This is a genomic window from Aminobacter sp. Y103A (assembly GCF_030294925.1).
GTDB lineage: Bacteria > Pseudomonadota > Alphaproteobacteria > Rhizobiales > Rhizobiaceae > Aminobacter > Aminobacter ciceronei.
Window position 1 is genome coordinate 2528786 of sequence record NZ_AP017986.1, and the last position, 18258, is coordinate 2547043.

19 protein-coding genes are annotated in these 18258 nt (G+C 62.8%); 3 read left to right on the plus strand and 16 right to left on the minus strand.

What is annotated here, in order from left to right; translation table 11 throughout:
- Window positions 1-63: 63 nt before the first annotated feature.
- The 12 genes from Amn_RS12315 to Amn_RS12370 form a co-directional block, all read right to left on the minus strand.
- Window positions 64-249 (minus strand): hypothetical protein, encoded by a 186-nt coding sequence (locus Amn_RS12315; protein ID WP_286297350.1) that lies wholly within the window; start codon window positions 247-249, stop codon window positions 64-66.
- 288 nt (window positions 250-537) lie between these two features.
- The gene (locus tag Amn_RS12320) at window positions 538-906 is read right to left on the minus strand and encodes a hypothetical protein (protein WP_286297353.1); all 369 of its coding nucleotides are present in this window, start codon (window positions 904-906) and stop codon (window positions 538-540) included.
- Window positions 906-2105, minus strand: coding sequence for a tyrosine-type recombinase/integrase (locus Amn_RS12325; protein WP_286297355.1), 1200 nt, complete (start codon window positions 2103-2105; stop codon window positions 906-908). Before Amn_RS12325 ends, Amn_RS12320 begins: the two co-directional genes overlap by 1 nt.
- A 424-nt stretch (window positions 2106-2529) precedes the next feature.
- The gene (locus Amn_RS12330; protein WP_286297358.1) at window positions 2530-2961 is read right to left on the minus strand and encodes an HD domain-containing protein; all 432 of its coding nucleotides are present in this window, start codon (window positions 2959-2961) and stop codon (window positions 2530-2532) included.
- A 274-nt stretch (window positions 2962-3235) separates the two neighbouring features.
- Entirely contained in the window at window positions 3236-3487 is a 252-nt protein-coding gene (locus Amn_RS12335) for a hypothetical protein (protein WP_182575610.1), read from the minus strand.
- A 298-nt stretch (window positions 3488-3785) separates the two neighbouring features.
- A complete protein-coding gene (locus tag Amn_RS12340; protein ID WP_286297363.1) occupies window positions 3786-4037 on the minus strand; it encodes a DUF1344 domain-containing protein in 252 nt (83 codons plus the stop codon).
- Between the two features lie 316 nt (window positions 4038-4353).
- On the minus strand, window positions 4354-4590 hold the full coding sequence (locus Amn_RS12345) for a DUF1344 domain-containing protein (protein WP_067962929.1): 237 nt from the start codon (window positions 4588-4590) through the stop codon (window positions 4354-4356).
- Between the two features lie 475 nt (window positions 4591-5065).
- Window positions 5066-5302 (minus strand): DUF1344 domain-containing protein, encoded by a 237-nt coding sequence (locus tag Amn_RS12350; protein ID WP_286297364.1) that lies wholly within the window; start codon window positions 5300-5302, stop codon window positions 5066-5068.
- A 233-nt stretch (window positions 5303-5535) separates the two neighbouring features.
- On the minus strand, window positions 5536-6774 hold the full coding sequence (locus Amn_RS12355) for an O-antigen ligase family protein (protein ID WP_286297366.1): 1239 nt from the start codon (window positions 6772-6774) through the stop codon (window positions 5536-5538).
- A complete protein-coding gene (locus Amn_RS12360; protein ID WP_067962920.1) occupies window positions 6771-8306 on the minus strand; it encodes an undecaprenyl-phosphate glucose phosphotransferase in 1536 nt (511 codons plus the stop codon). Before Amn_RS12360 ends, Amn_RS12355 begins: the two co-directional genes overlap by 4 nt.
- Window positions 8307-8403: 97 nt before the next feature.
- Window positions 8404-9555, minus strand: coding sequence for a glycosyltransferase family 4 protein (locus tag Amn_RS12365; RefSeq protein WP_067962917.1), 1152 nt, complete (start codon window positions 9553-9555; stop codon window positions 8404-8406).
- A gap of 6 nt (window positions 9556-9561) precedes the next feature.
- Window positions 9562-10128, minus strand: coding sequence for a polysaccharide biosynthesis/export family protein (locus Amn_RS12370; RefSeq protein ID WP_067962914.1), 567 nt, complete (start codon window positions 10126-10128; stop codon window positions 9562-9564).
- A 202-nt stretch (window positions 10129-10330) separates the two neighbouring features.
- Here Amn_RS12370 and Amn_RS12375 point away from each other — a divergent pair, with 202 nt between their 5' ends.
- A complete protein-coding gene (locus Amn_RS12375) occupies window positions 10331-12547 on the plus strand; it encodes a GumC family protein (RefSeq protein ID WP_286297376.1) in 2217 nt (738 codons plus the stop codon).
- Window position 12548: 1 nt separating this feature from the next.
- Here Amn_RS12375 and Amn_RS12380 read toward each other — a convergent pair whose 3' ends face one another.
- Window positions 12549-13760: a GNAT family N-acetyltransferase gene (locus tag Amn_RS12380; RefSeq protein ID WP_263007369.1), complete on the minus strand. Its 1212-nt coding sequence runs from the start codon at window positions 13758-13760 to the stop codon at window positions 12549-12551.
- A gap of 90 nt (window positions 13761-13850) precedes the next feature.
- On the opposite strand from Amn_RS12380, the gene Amn_RS12385 reads away from it, so the two are divergent.
- Window positions 13851-14900 carry a polysaccharide deacetylase family protein gene (locus tag Amn_RS12385; RefSeq protein WP_154385566.1) on the plus strand — a complete coding sequence of 350 codons (1050 nt, stop codon included), beginning with the start codon at window positions 13851-13853 and terminating at the stop codon, window positions 14898-14900.
- Between the two features lie 2 nt (window positions 14901-14902).
- Here Amn_RS12385 and Amn_RS12390 read toward each other — a convergent pair whose 3' ends face one another.
- Complete coding sequence (locus Amn_RS12390; RefSeq protein WP_067962901.1) at window positions 14903-15121, minus strand: DUF2842 domain-containing protein; 219 nt, start codon at window positions 15119-15121, stop codon at window positions 14903-14905.
- Between the two features lie 184 nt (window positions 15122-15305).
- On the opposite strand from Amn_RS12390, the gene Amn_RS12395 reads away from it, so the two are divergent.
- Complete coding sequence (locus Amn_RS12395) at window positions 15306-16400, plus strand: COX15/CtaA family protein (protein WP_286297382.1); 1095 nt, start codon at window positions 15306-15308, stop codon at window positions 16398-16400.
- Here the strand turns inward: Amn_RS12395 and Amn_RS12400 are convergent.
- Window positions 16390-17256: an aminoglycoside phosphotransferase family protein gene (locus Amn_RS12400; RefSeq protein WP_154385564.1), complete on the minus strand. Its 867-nt coding sequence runs from the start codon at window positions 17254-17256 to the stop codon at window positions 16390-16392. The two genes, Amn_RS12395 and Amn_RS12400, sit on opposite strands and share 11 nt — an antisense overlap.
- Before the next feature lie 2 nt (window positions 17257-17258).
- Window positions 17259-18197, minus strand: coding sequence for an N-acetyl-gamma-glutamyl-phosphate reductase (gene argC / locus Amn_RS12405; protein WP_067962895.1), 939 nt, complete (start codon window positions 18195-18197; stop codon window positions 17259-17261).
- Between the last annotated feature and the right edge of the window lie 61 nt (window positions 18198-18258).

The window sequence follows — 18258 nt, forward strand, 5'->3', positions numbered from 1 at the left end:
CGACCGGAAACAGTTAAATTGTTTAACTGCTTCCCCTCTGCAATTATTGCGCACCGGAAACACTTACGCCGCCCTCATCTCAAACGCATCCGCGACGGCGATCTCTTCTGCGATCTCGAAAGCCCGGAAGAACTCCTCATTCGGGATGCCGGGGAAGCGATCACGGATCACTGAAAGCCGATGTTGAGTGGGGATGGCCCGGTATTCTTCGACGAGGAACCGGGCGAACTGTCCGGAGCGGTCGGTCATGCGGCCGCCCTCGCCGCGATGCGCTGGTTATCGTTGGATGGGACGACACGCCTGGAAGCGACCCATGTGTCTAGGTCATCAGTGGAGTAGACCACGCTCGCGCCAAGCTTTGCGAAGACCGGACCTGTGCCGGTGAGGCGAGCTTTGTCTAGGAATGACTTCGACAGGCCGATGTATTCGGCAGCCTGCCTGACTCTTAAATTTGCCATGGTAACTCCTCTGTGATGGTGGTGTTGCATGGCGTACTTAACTGTTTCACCGGCGGCGATTTAGGCAAACAAAACCCATTTATTCGCGGGGCGCATCTTCTTGAGCACTCTCGTATGTCGCGAGGCACGTGCGAACATGCGATTCAGACCGGCCGAACTTTTCAGCGGTGATGCGAAGAGCGTCCTCGTAGAGGAGGCCATCTTCTTCCCTCATTCGACGGAACTGGTCGGCTATGTCGAGCCAACGCCATGGCAATGCCTTCTGCCGACCGCGACTGCGCTTTGCGGGCTTGAGCAGATCTGCAGCCAGACCCTGCACGACAGCGTCGGCCTTACCGGTTCGCAGTATTTCGCAGATCATGGTCTTCGCGTCCTCTTTGCGATCCTCGGAGATAGCGGCACGAATTGGAATGGCTTGTAGGCTGAAACTCTTCGGAAGAGGTGCCATCACTTGCCCCCGATTGCGTCGGCGATCTGCCCCGCGATGGCGTCGGCCGCCCGGCGCGACGAATCGACATCGATGTGCGCGTACCGCTGCGTCGTCTTCGCATCAGTGTGGCCGAGCAACTTGCCTATAACGGGCAGTCCCAGACCAGACCACGCGCCAACGCTGGCAAACGAGTGGCGTAAATCATGTATGCGCAGCCCGTCGAGACCAGCCCGCTTCGTGATTGCCGCCCAGGGACGCTTGAGGTCGGCCCTCGGCTTCTCGTCCTCTAAGCCTGCGCTTTCGCCGGCGATTACGTAGACGCCAATGCGGGGCAGGGCGGTCAGCACCTCAACTGCCGCTGCGGACAGCACGACCGTCTTCCGTCCCGTCTTAGAGTCAGGAAGGAAAAGGAGACCGCGATCAAGGTCCACTTCCGTCCAGCGAAGATGCAGTATCTCGCGCAATCTGCAGCCGGTCAGCATGATCAAGCGAATGGCGCCTGTGACGCTAGGGTGCATTTTTACACGCTGCCCTTTCGGAGCGTGTTTCGCGTCACCCGCGTTCACCTTCAAGCCGACGGTCTCGGCCTCAACCATGGCCTCGCCCAGGCGCTTCATTTCGTCGATCGATAGGAATCGCTCGCGACCTTCTTCACGGTTTAGGTCAACACCGGATGCCGGGTTCATCCCATCCGGCACGTATCCGTTTTTCGCGCCCCATCCGTATGCGGCCGACAGCAGCTTCATTGCCCGGTTCGCCGATATGCGGGCAGTCTTGGACATTGCCGCATGCGCGCGCTGTACTTCGACGCGGGTGAGCGCAACCGCCTTTATGGTTCCGATCAGAGGATCAATGTGCTTGCGCAGCATGGTGCGGTAAAACTCGGCGGACGACTCCTTTTTGTTCATCGCGACAAAGTCTTCGATGTAAGTGTCGACCAGCGTCCTGACAGTGACGCTTGCTCTTTCGTCGGCGCGGTCCTTGGACAGATCCTTGCCGAGCCCGGCATGAGCGATCGCTTTGCGCGCGGCCTCGCGTGCCTCGTTTGCCTTTAGCGTTCCTACGCGCCCCAGCTTCAGTCGTTTTTTGGACCCGCCAGCGACGGGTCGGAATTCGGCGAAATAGGTGCCGGTGCCTGCCGTAGTTCGATAGAAGCCAAAGCCCGGCAAATCCGCATCGAAATAGTAGGTGGTTCGGTTCGGCTTGGCCGATGCCATGACCTCCGATACGCCCCCGGCTGTGATCTTGATTATAGCCACCCCAACCTCATTTATAGCCACAATATAGCCAGCATTTAGGTATGTGCATGAATTCAGTCAAGCGGGCATCGGTTTCAAGGCGTTGCATTTCTGCGGTTGTGATCGGTCGTGTGCATCGCAAGGAATGGCTATAAAACAGGTATAACAAGACTGGGGGTCAAGGGGTCGTCGGTTCGAATCCGGCCACTCCGACCATTAGAACAAAGACTTAACCGCCATCCCCCAGGTTGCGGTTTGCCGATTTCCCCAAGGTTTACATTACCATCTCGCTTCGATCTTTTCGGCGGCGTCGAGAATGGTTTGTCCGAGCCGTGCTGTCAGGCGCCGGGCCGTTGCAGCGGACGGTATTGCCGTCGACTGCGGTGGTGTAGGTGGTCGGCGATCAGGATTGGCTCTCGGCGTCTGTCAGCATTTGAAGTGCTTCGCGGTAGCGATCGAGATGTTGCTCCCCAAGCCCAGCGGCCCGCACGCGGTCGGGGTTGGTGTTGTCAAGGATGTCGGCGATCTTGACGCGTCGCGCGATCTCGTTGGCGCGCGCCCGCTTGATGAAGTCGACATAGGGCTCATCATCCCGGCGTGTGAGCGCGTCGACCGCTTGGACAACCACAACACCGAACCCCTTGCTCCGCAGTTCGTCCAAAGTGACATCAGTGTCTTCGACGACGTCATGCAGGATGGCGGCTATCCGTTCTTCGTCGCTGTTGACCGCAAGCATCACCCGGAGCGGATGCAGGATATAGGGCTGCCCCGCCTTGTCGACCTGGCCATGATGCGCGTTTGCCGCAACAAGGATCGCAGTAGTCAGGTCGCTCATGGCTTCTCCTGCCGGCGGGAATGGCGGTACCTTTGACCGTATCAGAGGGCGTGTGGGATTGCAGCAGGCCCCGGACTGGGCGGTTCGAATCCAGACACTGTGCCCATTTTTCGCTGCCCTGGATGGCACCTGAGGTTCGAATTGCCGATCGCGGCAAGGGCGGTGGCCCTTGATTCGTGGTCCGCACCTCTTGTCGAAAGGAAGAACGCCACGGACGCTGGCTGGCGTCCATGGCGTTGTCTGCTACCTGCGGGGTGGGAGGATGGGCCGGACGCTAGCTTGCCGCGCCCACCATGACGGATTCGATCTTGGCGCCGTTGTCATGTTGGTCGATGGCCACCCGCTTGCCGGGAGCCAGCTGCGGCGGGATCGCGACGTCGCGCGGGATGGTGAAGCTCTCGCCATTGGTGAGCGTGATGACGCGGACCGCCGGGTTGAACTTGGCAACGGTGCCATCGACCTCGGTGGCAAGGGCTGCGCCCGACATGAGGGCGAGGGCGGAGGCGGCAAGGATGAGCTTTCTCATTGTACTTCTCCTGTTGCTTGATGACCAAAGCTTGGATCCGGGAGGGAGACGCCAATTGCTTTGTGCAGAGAAGAAACGGCCTGCCGTTGGTTTGGTTCGGTAAACAACTAACACGAATAGCTCACGCGCTTTTGTCGCTGTCACGGTGTCGCACCGGCTTGAAGTTCCGATCGCCCGAGAACTTTCGGGCAGAGGTCGGCCGCGGCCGGGCCGGGCGCAACAGGCGTGACCGGGTGCAACAAAAAGCCATGGGCGTGGAGTGCGCCCATGGCTTCACTGTCGTCTTGCCGTGGCGGGCTTACATCATGTCAGGGCCGGCCAGCACGTTGCGGATCTGGTCGCCTTCGTCGTTGAAGAGGATCGAGATCTTGTCGCCGACCTTGACCGAGGGCAGGGCGACATCGCGCGGGATGGTGTAGCTGTCGCCGCCCTGGAGCGTGATGACGCGGGTGTCGGCGTTGAAGCGGGTGACGATGCCGCTGGCGTCGGAGGCGAGAGCCGAGCCGGAGAAGAGTGCGAATGCGGCGGCAGCCAAGATGAGCTTGTTCATGATCGTTCTCCTGATGGGGTTGTGCGAGGTGCTGCTTTTGCTGCGGGGCACCTTGCTGATACCGTCAACTACGATCAGCTGGCCGTGCTTGTTACACGCTGACAGGTAAACTCGAGACACGTTTCGATCACGCGAACGTGCCGCGGGATCGTTGAAACTCCGATGGCGAACGGCCGTTCGCGCGATTGTTTTCGCCTACGGACCCCGTGTCAGGCATGTCTTGAAGCGCAAAAAAAGCCATGGGTGGGAGGACCCATGGCTTTTTGCAGAAGTGGCCAGCTTGTGGGGCAAGTCAGGCCGTCAAGGCTGTTCCGCCTTAGCGGAGAACGGCATTGACCTTGTCGCCTTCGTCGTTGAGCTGGATCGATACCTTTTCGCCAGCCTGGATCGCCGGGATGGCGACGTCGCGCGGGACGGTGTAGCTCTGGCCGCTCTCGAGCGTAATGACGCGCGCCTGCTCGTTGAACTGAGAAACAACGCCGTTCGCGGAGGAAGCAAATGCGGCGCCTGACATCATTGCGACAGCCGAAGCGGCGAGGATGATCTTCTTCATTGTTTTAGTCCTTTCAATGTTCGGTAGCGGATCGACGGTTCGTTGTTTTGTCGTTTCGCTTACCACTGATAGATAGGCACCTAACTTTTGGATTTCCATAGCTGGAGCGGTCACTCTCGGTCACAAAGCAGTCACGCCGAGTTGAGCCGGCAAACCGGTGCCGGACCGTTCACAAATCGGCGCAGTTGTGCGCAACGACCCTGGGGCAACATCGAGTCTGGTTGCGCCGTTGTGCGGATGGCTGTGGTCGCAGCCAGGCCCTGCGTGTCCGGATTGTCGTGCGTGTGTGGATTGTGGAGGCTTGCGGAGCGAAACTGTGCGTCCGTGTATGCTGTGTGAGGCAAGGTAGCGGTCGATGGGGCGGACCTGCGCTTCGTGCCGCGAGCCAAGCGTCGCAAACGAAAAAAAGCCACGGGTGGGAGGGCCCGTGGCTTTTTCGGTGGTATCGGCAGTTCAGGGATATCGCGGTTTCCGCTTAGCGGAGCACGCCCTGTACCTTGTCGCCTTCGTCGTTGAGCTGGATCGAAACCTTCTCGCCGGTCTGGATCGACGGGATAGCAACGTCACGCGGAACCGAGTAGCTCTGGCCGCTTTCGAGCGTAATGACGCGAACGGCCGGGTCGAACTTGGCAACAACACCGTCTGCGGATGAAGCAAATGCCGAACCAGACATCAGAGTGATTGCCGAAGCGGCGAGGATGATCTTCTTCATGTGGGTATTCCTTTCTTTTTCGGTAGCAAAGCGGCGGTTGTTGTTTTTGCCGTCTCGCTGACCACTGTGAGATAGGCGCCTACCTTTCCGATTGCCATAGGCTGATCGGTCACTCTGATTCACAAAGCGGTCACGCTGAGTTGAGCCGGCAAAGCGGTGCCGGACCGTTCACAAAACGCGAATCTTGTGTGCAACGGGGCCCGTCGCCGGCGAGTCAGAAACCGGGCGAGGCGTCAGCAGGCGGGCGAGGTCTGGGCACGCTGGTGGCGGGCTTCGAGCGCGATCGAGCCCCAGATCAGGCCGAGCAGCAGGTAGAAGTGGCGCCAATGGTCGGTGTCGATGACGGTGCCGAGCGCGATATGGCCGAGGAAGACGACATAGGCCGACAGCAGATAGGGCTGCCAGGGCCGGTTGCGCAGCAGGATGCGGAACCCAGCGGCGACGGTCCAGACGATCAGCGAGAGGTAACTGGCAAAGCCGAGCCAGCCATAGTCCATCAGCGTCTTGAGCCAGATGTTGTGGGTGTCCTCGCCATAGATCTGGCCGAACACCAGCGGTCCGATGCCGAAGGGTTTCTCCGTCGCCAGGAGGAAGCCTATTGCGTAGCGGGCGAAGCGGCCGAGCCGCGCGCCGTCATAATCCTGGACGAGCTGGGCGCGCGTGGTGAACAGTTCTGCGATGCTGGGGATCTGCAGCACGATCAGCAGTGCGACGGTCAGCAGCGCGATGGCGGCAATGCTCATCACCACGATCCGCAGCCGGAACCTGCCGCTGTCGCTTTGCAGGAACAGGAAGCCGGTGAGCAGGATGGCCGAGGCGCCGAACAGCCCCCAGGCGCCGCGCGAGAACGACAGGAAGATGCCGCCGGTGACGATGAGCAGCGGCACCGCATAGATCGCCATCTTGAGCGGATTGCCGGTCAGCACGCGGTAGAGCAGGTAGATGCCGGGCAAGGTGAGGAAGGGCCCGAAGACGTTCGGGTCCTGGAAGGCGCCGGCGGCGCGGCCATATTTGGTGAACATCTCCGCCCCGGGCACGGCGCCGAAATAGCCGAGCATGCCGAGCACCGAGGTAACCACTGCCGACGCCACCCAGGACAGGAAGATCACCCTGAACAGCCTCGGATCGGCTTCGGTGACCGCGGCGAAGAAGATGGCGGTGAAGCCGAGGAACAGCGACACGGCGAGATAGAGCGGCGTGTTCATCAGCTCCGCCATCTGCGTCATCGCAATCATGCCGCCGATGTTGAAGGTCACGATCAGCACCAGCAACGGGGTGATGGCACGCGAAATGCGCAGGCCAAACAGCGACCACACCGCGATCAGCCCGGCCATGTAGAGTTCGTAAGGCGCCGGCTCGCGGATGACGAAACCTGACAGCAATACGCCCAGCGCAATGGCGCCGGTGGAGATGAGCCCGATCAGCTTGGCGTTGATCGCGGCCCGCGGCAGATCATAGCTGATCGCGCTCAATAGGCGTTTTCCGTGTCGAGCAGGCGGATCGGCGTCAGGAACAGGATCTTGATGTCGAACCAGAGCGACCAGTTCTCGATGTAGTAGAGGTCGAACTCGGTGCGCTTGCGGATCTTCTCGTCGGTGTCCATCTCGCCGCGCCAGCCATTGATCTGGGCCCAGCCTGTGACGCCGGGCTTGACCTTGTGGCGGGCGAAGTAGCCGTCGACCACTTCATTGTAGAGAAGGTTGTGCGACTGCGCCGCAATCGCATGCGGGCGCGGGCCGACCAGGGACAGGCTGCCGAACAGCGAATTGAAGAACTGTGGCAGCTCGTCGATCGAGGTCTTGCGGATGATGCGGCCGACGCGGGTGACGCGCGGGTCGTTCTTGGTCACCGTCTTTTTCGCCGAGGGGTCGGACAGCTCGGTGAACATCGAGCGGAACTTGTAGACCTCGATCACCTCGTTGTTGAAGCCGTGGCGCTTCTGCTTGAACAGCACCGGGCCCTTGCTGTCGAGCTTGATGGCGATCGCGGTTGCCAGCATGACGGGCGAAAAGACGACGATGCCGAACAGGCTGAAGATGATGTCGAAGGCGCGCTTGGCGACCGAATCCCAGTCGTTGATCGGCTTGTCGAAAATGTCGAGCATCGGCACCGCGCCGATATAGGAATAGGAGCGCGGCCGGAACTGCAACTGGTTGGAGTGCGCCGACAGGCGGATGTCGACGGGCAGCACCCAGAGCTTCTTGAGCAGCTGCAGAACCCGGGTTTCGGCCGTCAGCGGCAGCGACACGATCAGCATGTCGATGCGCGCGATGCGGGCGAATTCCAACAGTTCCGAGACGGTGCCGAGCTTGGGATAGCCGGCGACGATCGGCGGCGAGCGCCGGTCGTCGCGGTCGTCGAAGATGCCGCAAATGCGGATGTCGTTGTAGGGGTGCTGCTCGATCGAGCGGATCAGCACTTCGGCTGCCTTGCCGCCGCCGACGATGACTGCCCGCCGCTCCATGCGGCCGTTGCGGGCCCAGCGCCGGATGACCCGTGCCATGATCAGGCGTTGGACGACGAGCAGCGCCAGCCCGATGACGAACCAGCTGCCGAACAGCAGGCGCGAAAACTCCGCCGAAACCTTCATGAAGAAGGCGGTGACCGCCATCAGGGCGAAGGTGGTGGCCCAGCACAGCGCCATCCGTCCCAGCGAGACGCCCGGCCGCATCAGCGACTGCAGCTGGTAGCAGTCCATGATCTCGAAAAGGACGATCGCGGCCAGCGAGGCGGCGAGGATGACCAGCGGATATTGCCAGCTCAGATGGCCGAGGAATCCGACGTGATAGGCATAGAGTGCCAAGCCCGTGACGAAAAGCATGCCGAATTCGGTCAGGCGCAGGATGCCGCTGAGCATGACCGGGGACATGGTGTCGCGACGGTACTGCGCTGCCACCTCTTGCGCGACATTGCTCAGCTTGGCCTTGTCGGTCGATTTGCCGTCGCCGTCAGCCGCCTTCACGGCTTCCGGGGTGAAGCGGCGCTTTGGGTCGAAGTTGTTCATCGTCGTCGATCTGTTGGCCGGTCGCCCGTTTGCCAGATTGACATATCAAAGATGAGCTAAGAAACCCTTGAGCAACAAAATTGTCTTGTAGCGTATTTCAGGCGCGTTTTTTCGGCAGCGCGGAGAAGTAGGCTTTCTCGACTTCGCGGGCCATCACGTCGACGCCGAAACGGGCCTTGAGCTCGGCGGTGTCGGGCATCGCGGCGGCATAGGCAGCAGGCGACCGGAAGGCCTCGATCATCTTCAGGCTGATTTCGCCAGCGTCCGGATTGACCAGCGCCGGCGACCGGGCTCCGAGAATCTCCGGAATGCCGCCCACGGCGGTCGCCACGATCGGCTTTGCGGCGGCAAGTGTCTCGAGCACGATGTAAGGCATCGCCTCGGCGCGCGACGGCACGACGACGAAGCGGGCAAGCGCAAATGCCTGGCGCGCCGGCATCGGCGCAAGGAAGCGGATCTTGCCGTCGAGCTCAAGCCTTTCGACCTGCGCGTGGTAGCGCGGCAGATCCTCGCCGTCGCCGACCATGACAGCGGTGACGTCCTTGTCGAGTTCCTGCCTTGCCGCCTTCACCGCGTCGATGAACATGTCGGGACCCTTCAGGTCGCGCATCATGCCGATGTAGAGAAAGTCGGCGGCATCGGGCTGAGCCGCTACCGGTTCGAATTCCGCGTCGCGCAGGCCGTTATAGACCAGGCTGTTGGGCACGCGCGGCTCACCGACCTTGCGGATGAAGGTGCGGCGTTCGTAGTCGGAGACGAACAGCAGATGATCGGTGAAACGCTCCATCAGGCGTTCGAGCCCGAAGAACAGCTTTCCGGTCATCGTCCTTTCGTCATAGTGCAGAGTGCCGCCATGCGGCGAATAGAGGCGGGCCACGCAATACCTTGAAACCCGCAACAGTGAGCCGAACGCACGCGCATAGGCACCACCCTTGGCGCCATGCCCGTGCAGCACGTCCGGCCGCAATTCCTTGATGATCTTGTAGGTGCGCCAGCCCGCCGCGATGTCGCCTGGCCCGATATGACGCTGCATCGACGTGCGCCTGATGCCGAGCGCCAGCATCGGCCGGATCGCCTCGAACAGGCGCTCCTCATGCTCGCCGCCGGTGGTCGAGTCGCAGATGATGCCGACCTGGTGGCCGGCGGCCACCTGGGCTTCGGTCAGATCACGCACATGCCTGAAGATGCCGCCGACCGGCGACCTGAAGCAATGGACGATCCTGAGCTGGCGGGGCGGGGTCTGCTGCACGGCGGCTTAGAACAGCCGCTCGCGCACGTAGATCGTGTCGCCGGGCAGAAGCGGGTCCGTGGTCAGCACGCGGCCGGTCATCACCTTGCCGTTGATGTCGCGGGTGATGTCGACATTGCCCTGGTTGGCGCGGGCGCTGTAGCCGCCGGCCATGGCCACGGCCTTCTGGACGGTCAGGCCGGGAACATAGGAGTACTGGCCGGCCGCACCCACTTCGCCCATGACGAAGATCGGCCGGTAGCGATCGACCTCGACGGAAACGTCGGGATCGCGCAGATAGCCCTGGCGCAGCTTGGCGGCCAGCGCCTTTTCGACCTCTTGCGCAGTATAGCCGCGCGCCGGGACGCCGCCGACGAGCGGGAAGGAGATGTAGCCCGACTGGTCGACGCTGTAGGTGTTGGTCAGGCTTTCCTGCTCGAAGACGGTGACGCGGATGCGGTCGCCGGCGCCGAGACGGTAAGGCTGGTCGAGCACTTCATGAAAGGCAGCAGGCGCGGGGCGGTAGCTCGAGCAGCCGCTGACGACCAGCATGGCTGCGAGAAGCGCATGGCAAATGGGAAGGGAGCTTTTCATTTCTGCAGACACACCTTCGACGGCTTGCCGCCATGCAGCGGAGTATTGGTTCGCGCCAGTTATCGACTTGTTAGGGTTAATGCCCGGTAAAGGACGTGGCCCATCTTGCATGGCCTGGGTTGTATTTGAGGTTGCGCCGTTAACGCATGGGTTACCATGTTTGTTTACCGTGCAGTCTGCTCAGCCTCGGAGTAGGAACTGCATGTCTGGCGTCCAATCCACTGCCGGTGATGTCGATGTCGATCTGCGTCAGCTCTTCGCCAGTCTTGCGAGGAACTGGCTGCGCCTGCTGCTGTTTTCGGTTGCCGTCACTGCTCTTGCCTTCGTGCTGACTTCGCTGGCGACGCCGAAATACCGCGCCGAGACCCGACTTCTGATCGAAACGCGCGAGTCCGTCTTCACCCGGCCCGACGGCAGCGGCGACAACGAACGTCCGATCCTCGACGAGGAGGGGGTGACGAGCCAGGTCGAGGTCATCGGTTCGACCGACATCCTCAAGCAGGTTGCCAGGAAGCTCGACCTCGCCAGCCTGCCGGAGTTCGACGCCGCTTCGGAGATGTCGACGATATCGCGCCTGCTGGTCATTGCCGGGCTGACGAGCGATCCCAGCGAGCTGCCGCCCGAAGAGCGCGTGCTCAAGGCATTCCGCGAACAGCTGACCGTCTATCGCGTCGAAAAATCGCGCGTCATCGTCATCCAGTTCTCTTCGGCCGATCCCAAGCTTGCGGCAGCGGTGCCCAATGCGATCGCAGAGGCCTATCTCGAATTCCAGCGCGGCTCGAAGCTCGAGTCGAGCACCGAGGCGACCGATTGGCTGAAGCCGGAGATCGCCGACCTCAACAAGCGCGTCAAGGATGCCGAGGCCAAGGTCGCCAGCTTCCGCTCGCAATCCGACCTGCTCGTCGGGCAGAACAATTCCGCACTTGCCACCCAGCAGCTGTCCGAACTTTCGAGCGAACTGTCGCGTGTCCGTGCCGGCCGTTCGGCCGCCGAGGCCACGGCGCAGAGCGTGCGCCAGGCCTTGAAGGGCGGCGGGTCGATCGACGCCATCCCGGAGGTGCTGTCATCTGGCCTGATCCAGCGCCTGCGCGAGCGCCAGATTCAGCTGCGCGCCGATATCGCCGATCTTTCGACATCGCTTTTGCCCAATCATCCGCGCATCCGGGCGCTGAATTCCCAGCTTTCGGACCTCGACGCGCAGATCCGCTCGCAGGCTGAAAAGGTGCTTGTCGGACTGGTCAACGAGGCCAGCAGCGCCGACCTGCGCGAAAAGCAGCTTGTCGCCGACCTCAACCGGCTGAAGGTCGAGTCGGCCCGCGTCTCCGAGGAGGAGGTCGAACTGCGCGCCTTGGAGCGCGAGGCCGCGGCCCAGCGCGCGCTGCTCGAATCCTATCTCACCCGCTATCGCGAGGCCGCATCGCGTCAGGACCGCAACTATCTGCCGGTCGACGCGCGCGTGTTTTCGACAGCGATCGTTCCGTCCGAATCCTACTTTCCCAAGGTCGTCCCGATCGTCGGCGCCGCCTTCGTCGGTTCGCTGCTGCTGATGGCGATCTTCACCCTGCTGCAGGAGTTGTTCTCCGGTCGCGCCATGCGCCCCGCCGCCGGCGCCCGCGTTACACCTGTGACGGTGGCGATGCCGGCGCGCCACGCCGCCGAGCTGCCGGAAGATGACGCGCCCAGGGCCTGGGTTGAAGCAGAAGAACCGGCGGCTGCAGCCCTGCTTGCCGACGTCGACGGCGAGCCGCAGGAGATGGTCGATACGCAGGACGATCTTGCCGTCGCCGATGAGCCCGCCGGGGAACCCATGCAAGCGCCGACCCATGGCGGCATCAGCATCGAGACGGCGGCGGAAAGGCTGATTGCCGGGGGTGCCGCGCGTGCCATCTTCGTTTCACCCGAGGGCGACGATGCGGCAGCAACGGCGGTACTGGTTGCCCGCGAAGTCGCCGATTCCGGCCTGCGCGTGCTGCTGCTCGATTTGACCGCTTCGGGTGCCGCGGCAGGGCCGATGCTCGATGGTGGCCGTTATCCCGGTATCACCAACCTGCTCGCCTCCGAAGCCCAGTTCACCGAAGTCATCCGCGCCGACCATTATTCCGATTGCGATGTCATGCCGGTCGGCACAGCCGATCCGGCGCGCGCCATGCGTGCCGCCGACCGTCTGCCGATCATCATGGACTCGCTGACGACCGCCTATGACCTCGTCGTCGTCGAATGCGGCCCGGCCGACGCCGGCGAAATCACGCGGCTGGTCGGCGACGGCACCGAGGTGCTGGTCAGCTTCCTCCGCCATGACGATGAGATTGCCTATGTCGCCGACGGCCTGCGCGCCGGCGGCTACGAGGACGTCATCCTGGTGACCCCGGTCGGCCATCACTTGCCGACGACGCCGCAGCCGACGCGGACGGCTGCCTGAGCTAATCTTCTTCGGGGGGCGCCGCCGCGGCCGGCTTGCCGCGCACGCCTGAACGCAAGCGTTTGATCAGCGCCCACATCCTGTCGTTGTTCTTGACGACGCTTTTGGCGCGCGACAGCGACCTCAGGCCAAGCGCATAGACGCGGCCCTTGGCCGTCAGCGGCGCCAGCACATCGGCATGCTGGATCTCGAGGTCGCACCACTGCCGCTTGTAAGGCTCGTCGCCGACGCTGAAATCGTAGACACCGAAGCCCTGGCCGCAGGCTTCTGATATGTTGTCGAAGAACAGGTATTCGCCTGGGCTGGCATGGGCCAGTTCGTCGTCTGATATGGCGCCGAACTCGCAGATCAGTCGATTTCCGGCACGGCTCGAGCCGGTCACCGCGCGATACTTGCCGCCGACCTCGAGCCCGTGCAGGACGAAGGATGGATGTTCGCTTGCCAGCGCGTCGACGAACAGCTTGCGGAAGAATGTGCGTACGTTGGTCTCGGCAAACACGTCGGTGATGCCCATCGCGCCAAAGCGCTGCTCTTTCATGGCGAAGAACGCGTCGAGCATGGCATTGGCCTCGACGGTCGTCGTTGCCATTGTGCGCCGTGCGCCGCCGAGAGCTTCGTATTTTCGCTCCTGGCTGCGATGCCGCTTGCGCTTCTTCTTGCCGCTGGTTCGCGTCAGCACGCGCTCGAAGCCGCCGTCGAGATCGACGGCAAGTGCGAGATTCGGGCTCGGCGCCGACGGCAGCCTCAGCAATGGATTGGGCAGGCCATCGAGGTCGCTGAACAGGCGGTCGAAGGCAACGAGGTCGATATCCGGCCGGGCCGTGCCGATTGCGCGGACGAGGACGCTGATGTCATCGGCACTGGCCGCCGCAAGCCAGTTCCTGTCGGCAGCCGGAAAGTTGCCGTTGGCATGTTTGCCGCCCAGGAACCTGGCAATGCGAAACGGCCCTTCGCGGACGACTTCAAGGGCAAGCGACATGACCGGCCGGCCATTGGCGTTCAAAGTGGCCAGGATGGCGTCGGGTTTGCTGGTCTCGATCCAGGCGGCAACCCATTCCGGGCTCTGGGCCGGCGCATGGATATTGGTGAACTTGCCGTAGGCGCTCAACGCATCGCACGAAGCCGCCAGCACAACTGCCGTCGTCGCGTTGCCGGTGGCGGCAGCATGACGGAGCAAGGCATTGTTTTCGCTGGGGGCAGTAGCGTCAACCATACTTCAATCCTTGCCGGCTATTGGTCGGCATATATGGAGCATTCCTCGGTATGCTCGACGCCACCGAGCCTAGGCGCCAAAGGTGAAGGAATGATCGACATAGCCAGAAAGCTGGCTTTCCTGCTGATCGGATATGGTGGGCTTGGCGCTCTGGCCAAGCCGCTGGTGGGCGGCGTCGGCGTTATCCTCATGCTGCACCGGGTCAGTGCGCTGCTCGACCGGCCCGACGGCCCCAATCGTCATCTGACCATAACGCCCGGCTTTCTCGACGTGCTTATCGGCGAGATGAAGCGGCTCGGTTATGCCTTCGTCTCCATGGATGAGGTTGTCGGCCGCCTGAGCTCCGGCCGCACGAAGGGGCCCTTCGCAGCGCTCACTGCCGACGACGCCTATCGCGACAATCTCATCGAGGCCTTGCCGGTTCTCGAGAGCCATGGCGCGCCCATCACCATCTATGTCGCGCCGGGGCTCACCTCGGGTGCTGCCGACCTGTGGTGGGAGGTTCTCGACGACATCGTCGAAGCCGGCAAGCCGGTGACGGCCACGGTCATGGGCGAGCAACGCACATTCGAATGCACCACGCCGCGTGACCGCAAAGGCGCTTTCCTTGAACTGTCCGACTGGCTGACGTCGGAAGTGTCGGAAGAAGATCAGCGGCAGGTGCTGCGCGGCCTGGCCGAGCAGGTTGGCGTCGACGCCTCGGCGCCGAACCGCGACCTGTTGATGGATTGGACCGAGATCAGGCGAGCCGCCAGCCACAAGCTGGTCACGATCGGGGCCCACACGGTCCATCACTGCAATCTCAAGCGCCTCGAAGCCGGCAAGGCGCTGCGCGAGATGCACCGCTCGCGCAGTCTGATCGAGGCCGAATTGGGCGAGGCACCGCAGCATTTCGCCTATCCTTACGGCTATGCGGCGGCGGCTGGCATGCGCGAGACCCATCTGGCGCGCCAGGCCGGCTTCGTGTCGGCGGTCACGACCCGGCACGGCGTTCTTGTACCCGGCCATGCCGCGCATATGCATGCTTTGCCGCGGATTTCGGTCAACGGCCGCTACCAGGATCTCGCATCGATGCGCGCCATGCTGTCGGGCGCGACGACATTGATCACCAATGGCGGTCGCAAGCTCGTGACTGTGTAGGTTCAGTGACCGGCGGTCTTGGATGGCTTGACCATCCATTTGATGATCAGCATCGCAGGCAGGATCCAGAGCAGGCCGCTGAGGAAGAAGAACAGCAGGTGGGTGACAGGGCCTGATTGCGACAGCTGGGCAACAGCCACCATGGTCGCGATCAGCGCGTAGACGACGACCAGCAGCACCAGCAGCACGGTTCCGATCAGCTTCTTGACGCGCACGGGCATTTCTTCATCCTTTGTCCAGGCTTCGCATAGTCGCTCTGGCCAGCCGGTGCAACCGGGTAGGGTGGCCGGCGCGACTGCGTGTCGCGTGGGCCGAACTTGCCAGCGGGGCCATCATGGTCCACCAGTCCCGCGGTTTCGATGAGCCGGGAACGATTGCCGGGAACGATTGCCGGGAAAGATTGTAATGTCAGCCATGACCAACACTGCCGCACCGCTTGCCGAGCGCAACAGGGAGCTGCACAACCGCACGCTGGTTCGCGGCTGGCTTTATCTCGTGCTGCTGGTGCTGTTTGCGCTTGTCATGGTCGGCGGCGCCACCCGCATGACCGGCTCCGGTCTCTCCATCACCGAATGGAAGCCGATCCACGGCGTCATTCCGCCGCTCAACCAGGCCGAATGGCAGGAGGAGTTCGAGAAGTATCAGCAGATCCCGCAATATGAGCAGATCAACAAGGGCATGACCGTTGACGAGTTCAAGGGCATTTTCTGGTGGGAATGGGCCCATCGCCTGCTCGCCCGCGGCGTCGGCTTCCTCGTTGCCATTCCGCTCGCCTTCTTCTGGATCTCGGGCCGCCTCGAGCGGCGGCTGAAACCGCGCCTCGTCGGCCTGCTGGCGCTCGGCGGGTTCCAGGGGTTCATCGGCTGGTGGATGGTCGCCTCGGGGTTGTCGGAGCGTGTCTCGGTCAGCCAGTACCGGCTGGCGATCCATCTCACCTTCGCCTGCATCATCGTCACCGCTGTCGCCTACATCGCGCGCGGCCTTGCGACCTATTCGGAGGCGCCGGCGGACCGGCGCATCCAGCGCTTCGCGGGCATCATGGTGCTGCTGGTGATGTTGCAGATCTATCTCGGCGCCCTGGTTGCCGGCCTGCATGCCGGCTTTTCCTACAACACCTGGCCGCTGATGGACGGCGCCATCATCCCCGGCGACCTTTTGGTCATCGAGCCCGTCTGGCGCAACTTCTTCGAAAGCCCGAAGACCGTGCAGTTCGTCCACCGCATGTTCGCCTATACGGTGCTGGTCGTGGCGTTCTGGCATGCGTTCACGACAATGACACAGGCGCCGCGCACGACCCATTCCCGCCGGGCCTGGGTGCTGGCTTTGCTGATCGTTGCGCAGGCGGCAATCGGCGTCGGCACCTTGCTGATGCAGGCGCATATGCACTGGGCGCTGCTGCATCAGGGTTTTGCGCTGATCGTGCTGATCTTTGCCACGGCGCATTGGCGCGCGACCAAGGGGGCATATCCCCTTGAAAACGACGTCGCGGTCAGAAGCTAGCGCGAACAGCTCTGACGGCTGCGACGACGGCGAGTTCGCTCGCCTCGTCCTCGTCGTTCTTGTCCTCGGCGTGCCAGGACGACGACAGGCAGCCCCAAGCGATGGCGTGATCCAGGATCGTGTCAGGGCGCTGCCCCAGCGTCCTGGCGAAGACCTCGGCCATGTAGGCGATGCGCTGAGGATCGACGCAGAGGTCGTCGTGCCGGTCAAGCGGGTTGTAGAAGAAGTTCGCCGCGTCGAAACCCGGATCGCCAAGGATGCCCTTGGGGTCGATGACCAGCCAGCCGCGCTCGCCGAAAAGGATGTTGTCGTGATGCAGGTCGCCATGCAGCACGCGCAGCTCGTGCGGATCGGACAGCAGACGCTCGGCAATGACTGATGCGTCCCGGTAGGGGCTTGCAAGCCCGGCGTCGCGATCGAGTTCGGCCTTCTTGAACAGGCTGTCGAAGCGCTGCCGCAGCGGCTGCAGATCGGCAGGAGGCGGGACGTCGGACGGCGAAAACAGCTGCGCCATCACCTCGTTGGCGATGTCGGTGGCGTGGCGGTCGCCGTGATCGTTCAGTTCATCGACGAGCAATCGCTCGCCGGCATATTCGAGCAGCATGTCGTGCCCCTCGAAGCCGAGCAGGCGCACGGCGCCGACGCCGTCGCGCCAGCTGAGATAATGTGCGCCGCGCAATTCGTCGGCGACATCGTCGAACGGCTTGAGCGCCTTGACCACGGCCGGTTTGCCGTCGGCCAGCCGCACCTTCCAGATGCGGCTGGAAAACGTCTCGGCAATCAGCTGGGGATCGCTGACATTCCAGTTCTTTGGCCACCGTTCCGGCCCGCGATCGGAAATGCCAGCCTGATCCATTCCTAGTGCTTGAGCCCGAGCATCAGGTCCATGTTCTGGACAGCGGCACCGGAAGCGCCCTTGCCGAGATTGTCGAGCAGCGCCACGAGGTTGACCTGGCCCTGGCCTTCGGTGCCGAAGACATAGAGCTTCATGCCGTCGGTGTCGGCAAGCTCGGTCGGGTCAAGCCGGTCGAGCTTGGCGCTGACCTCAAGCGGCACGACCTCGACGATTTCCTGTCCGGCATAGTGCGCGGCAAGCGTTGCGTGGATGTCGGCGATCGAGGCCGAGCCATTGAGGTCGGCGAGGTGCAGCGGCACCTGGACGATCATGCCCTGGGCAAAGCGGCCGACCGAGGGCGCAAAGATCGGGCGGCGCTCGAGCAGGCCATGCTGCTTCATCTCGGCAACGTGTTTGTGCATCAGCGGCAGGCCGTAGAGGAAGTGCGGCGCAGCGATGTGGTCGGGGCGCGAGGCGTCCTCCATCTGGCCGATCATCTGCTTGCCGCCGCCGGTGTAGCCGGAAACGGCGTTGACGCTGACAGGGTAGTCGGCCGGCAGGGTGCCGGCCGCGACCAGCGGACGGATCAGCGAGATCGCGCCGGTCGGATAGCAGCCCGGGTTGGCGACGAGCCGTGCATCGGCGATGCGCTTGCGCTGGGCAGCGTCCATCTCGGCAAAGCCATAGGCCCAGTCGGGGTGGACGCGATGCGCCGTCGACGTATCGATGATGCGGGTCGAGTTGTTGCCTTCGAGAATGCGGACGGCTTCCTTCGAGGCATCGTCGGGCAGGCACAGGATGGCGACATCCGCCTCGTGCAGGCGCTCGGCCCTGAGGTCGACGTTGCGGCGTTCGGCTTCCGGGATCGACAGCACGGCGAGGTCGTCGCGGGCGGCGAGGCGCGTGCGTATCTGGAGGCCCGTGGTGCCGTGTTCGCCGTCGATGAAGATTTTCGGTTTCATTGTCTGCCGTCCGTCGAAAAATTCGTTATTTCAGGTGGTTATGGCCAAATTCGGACTCTCG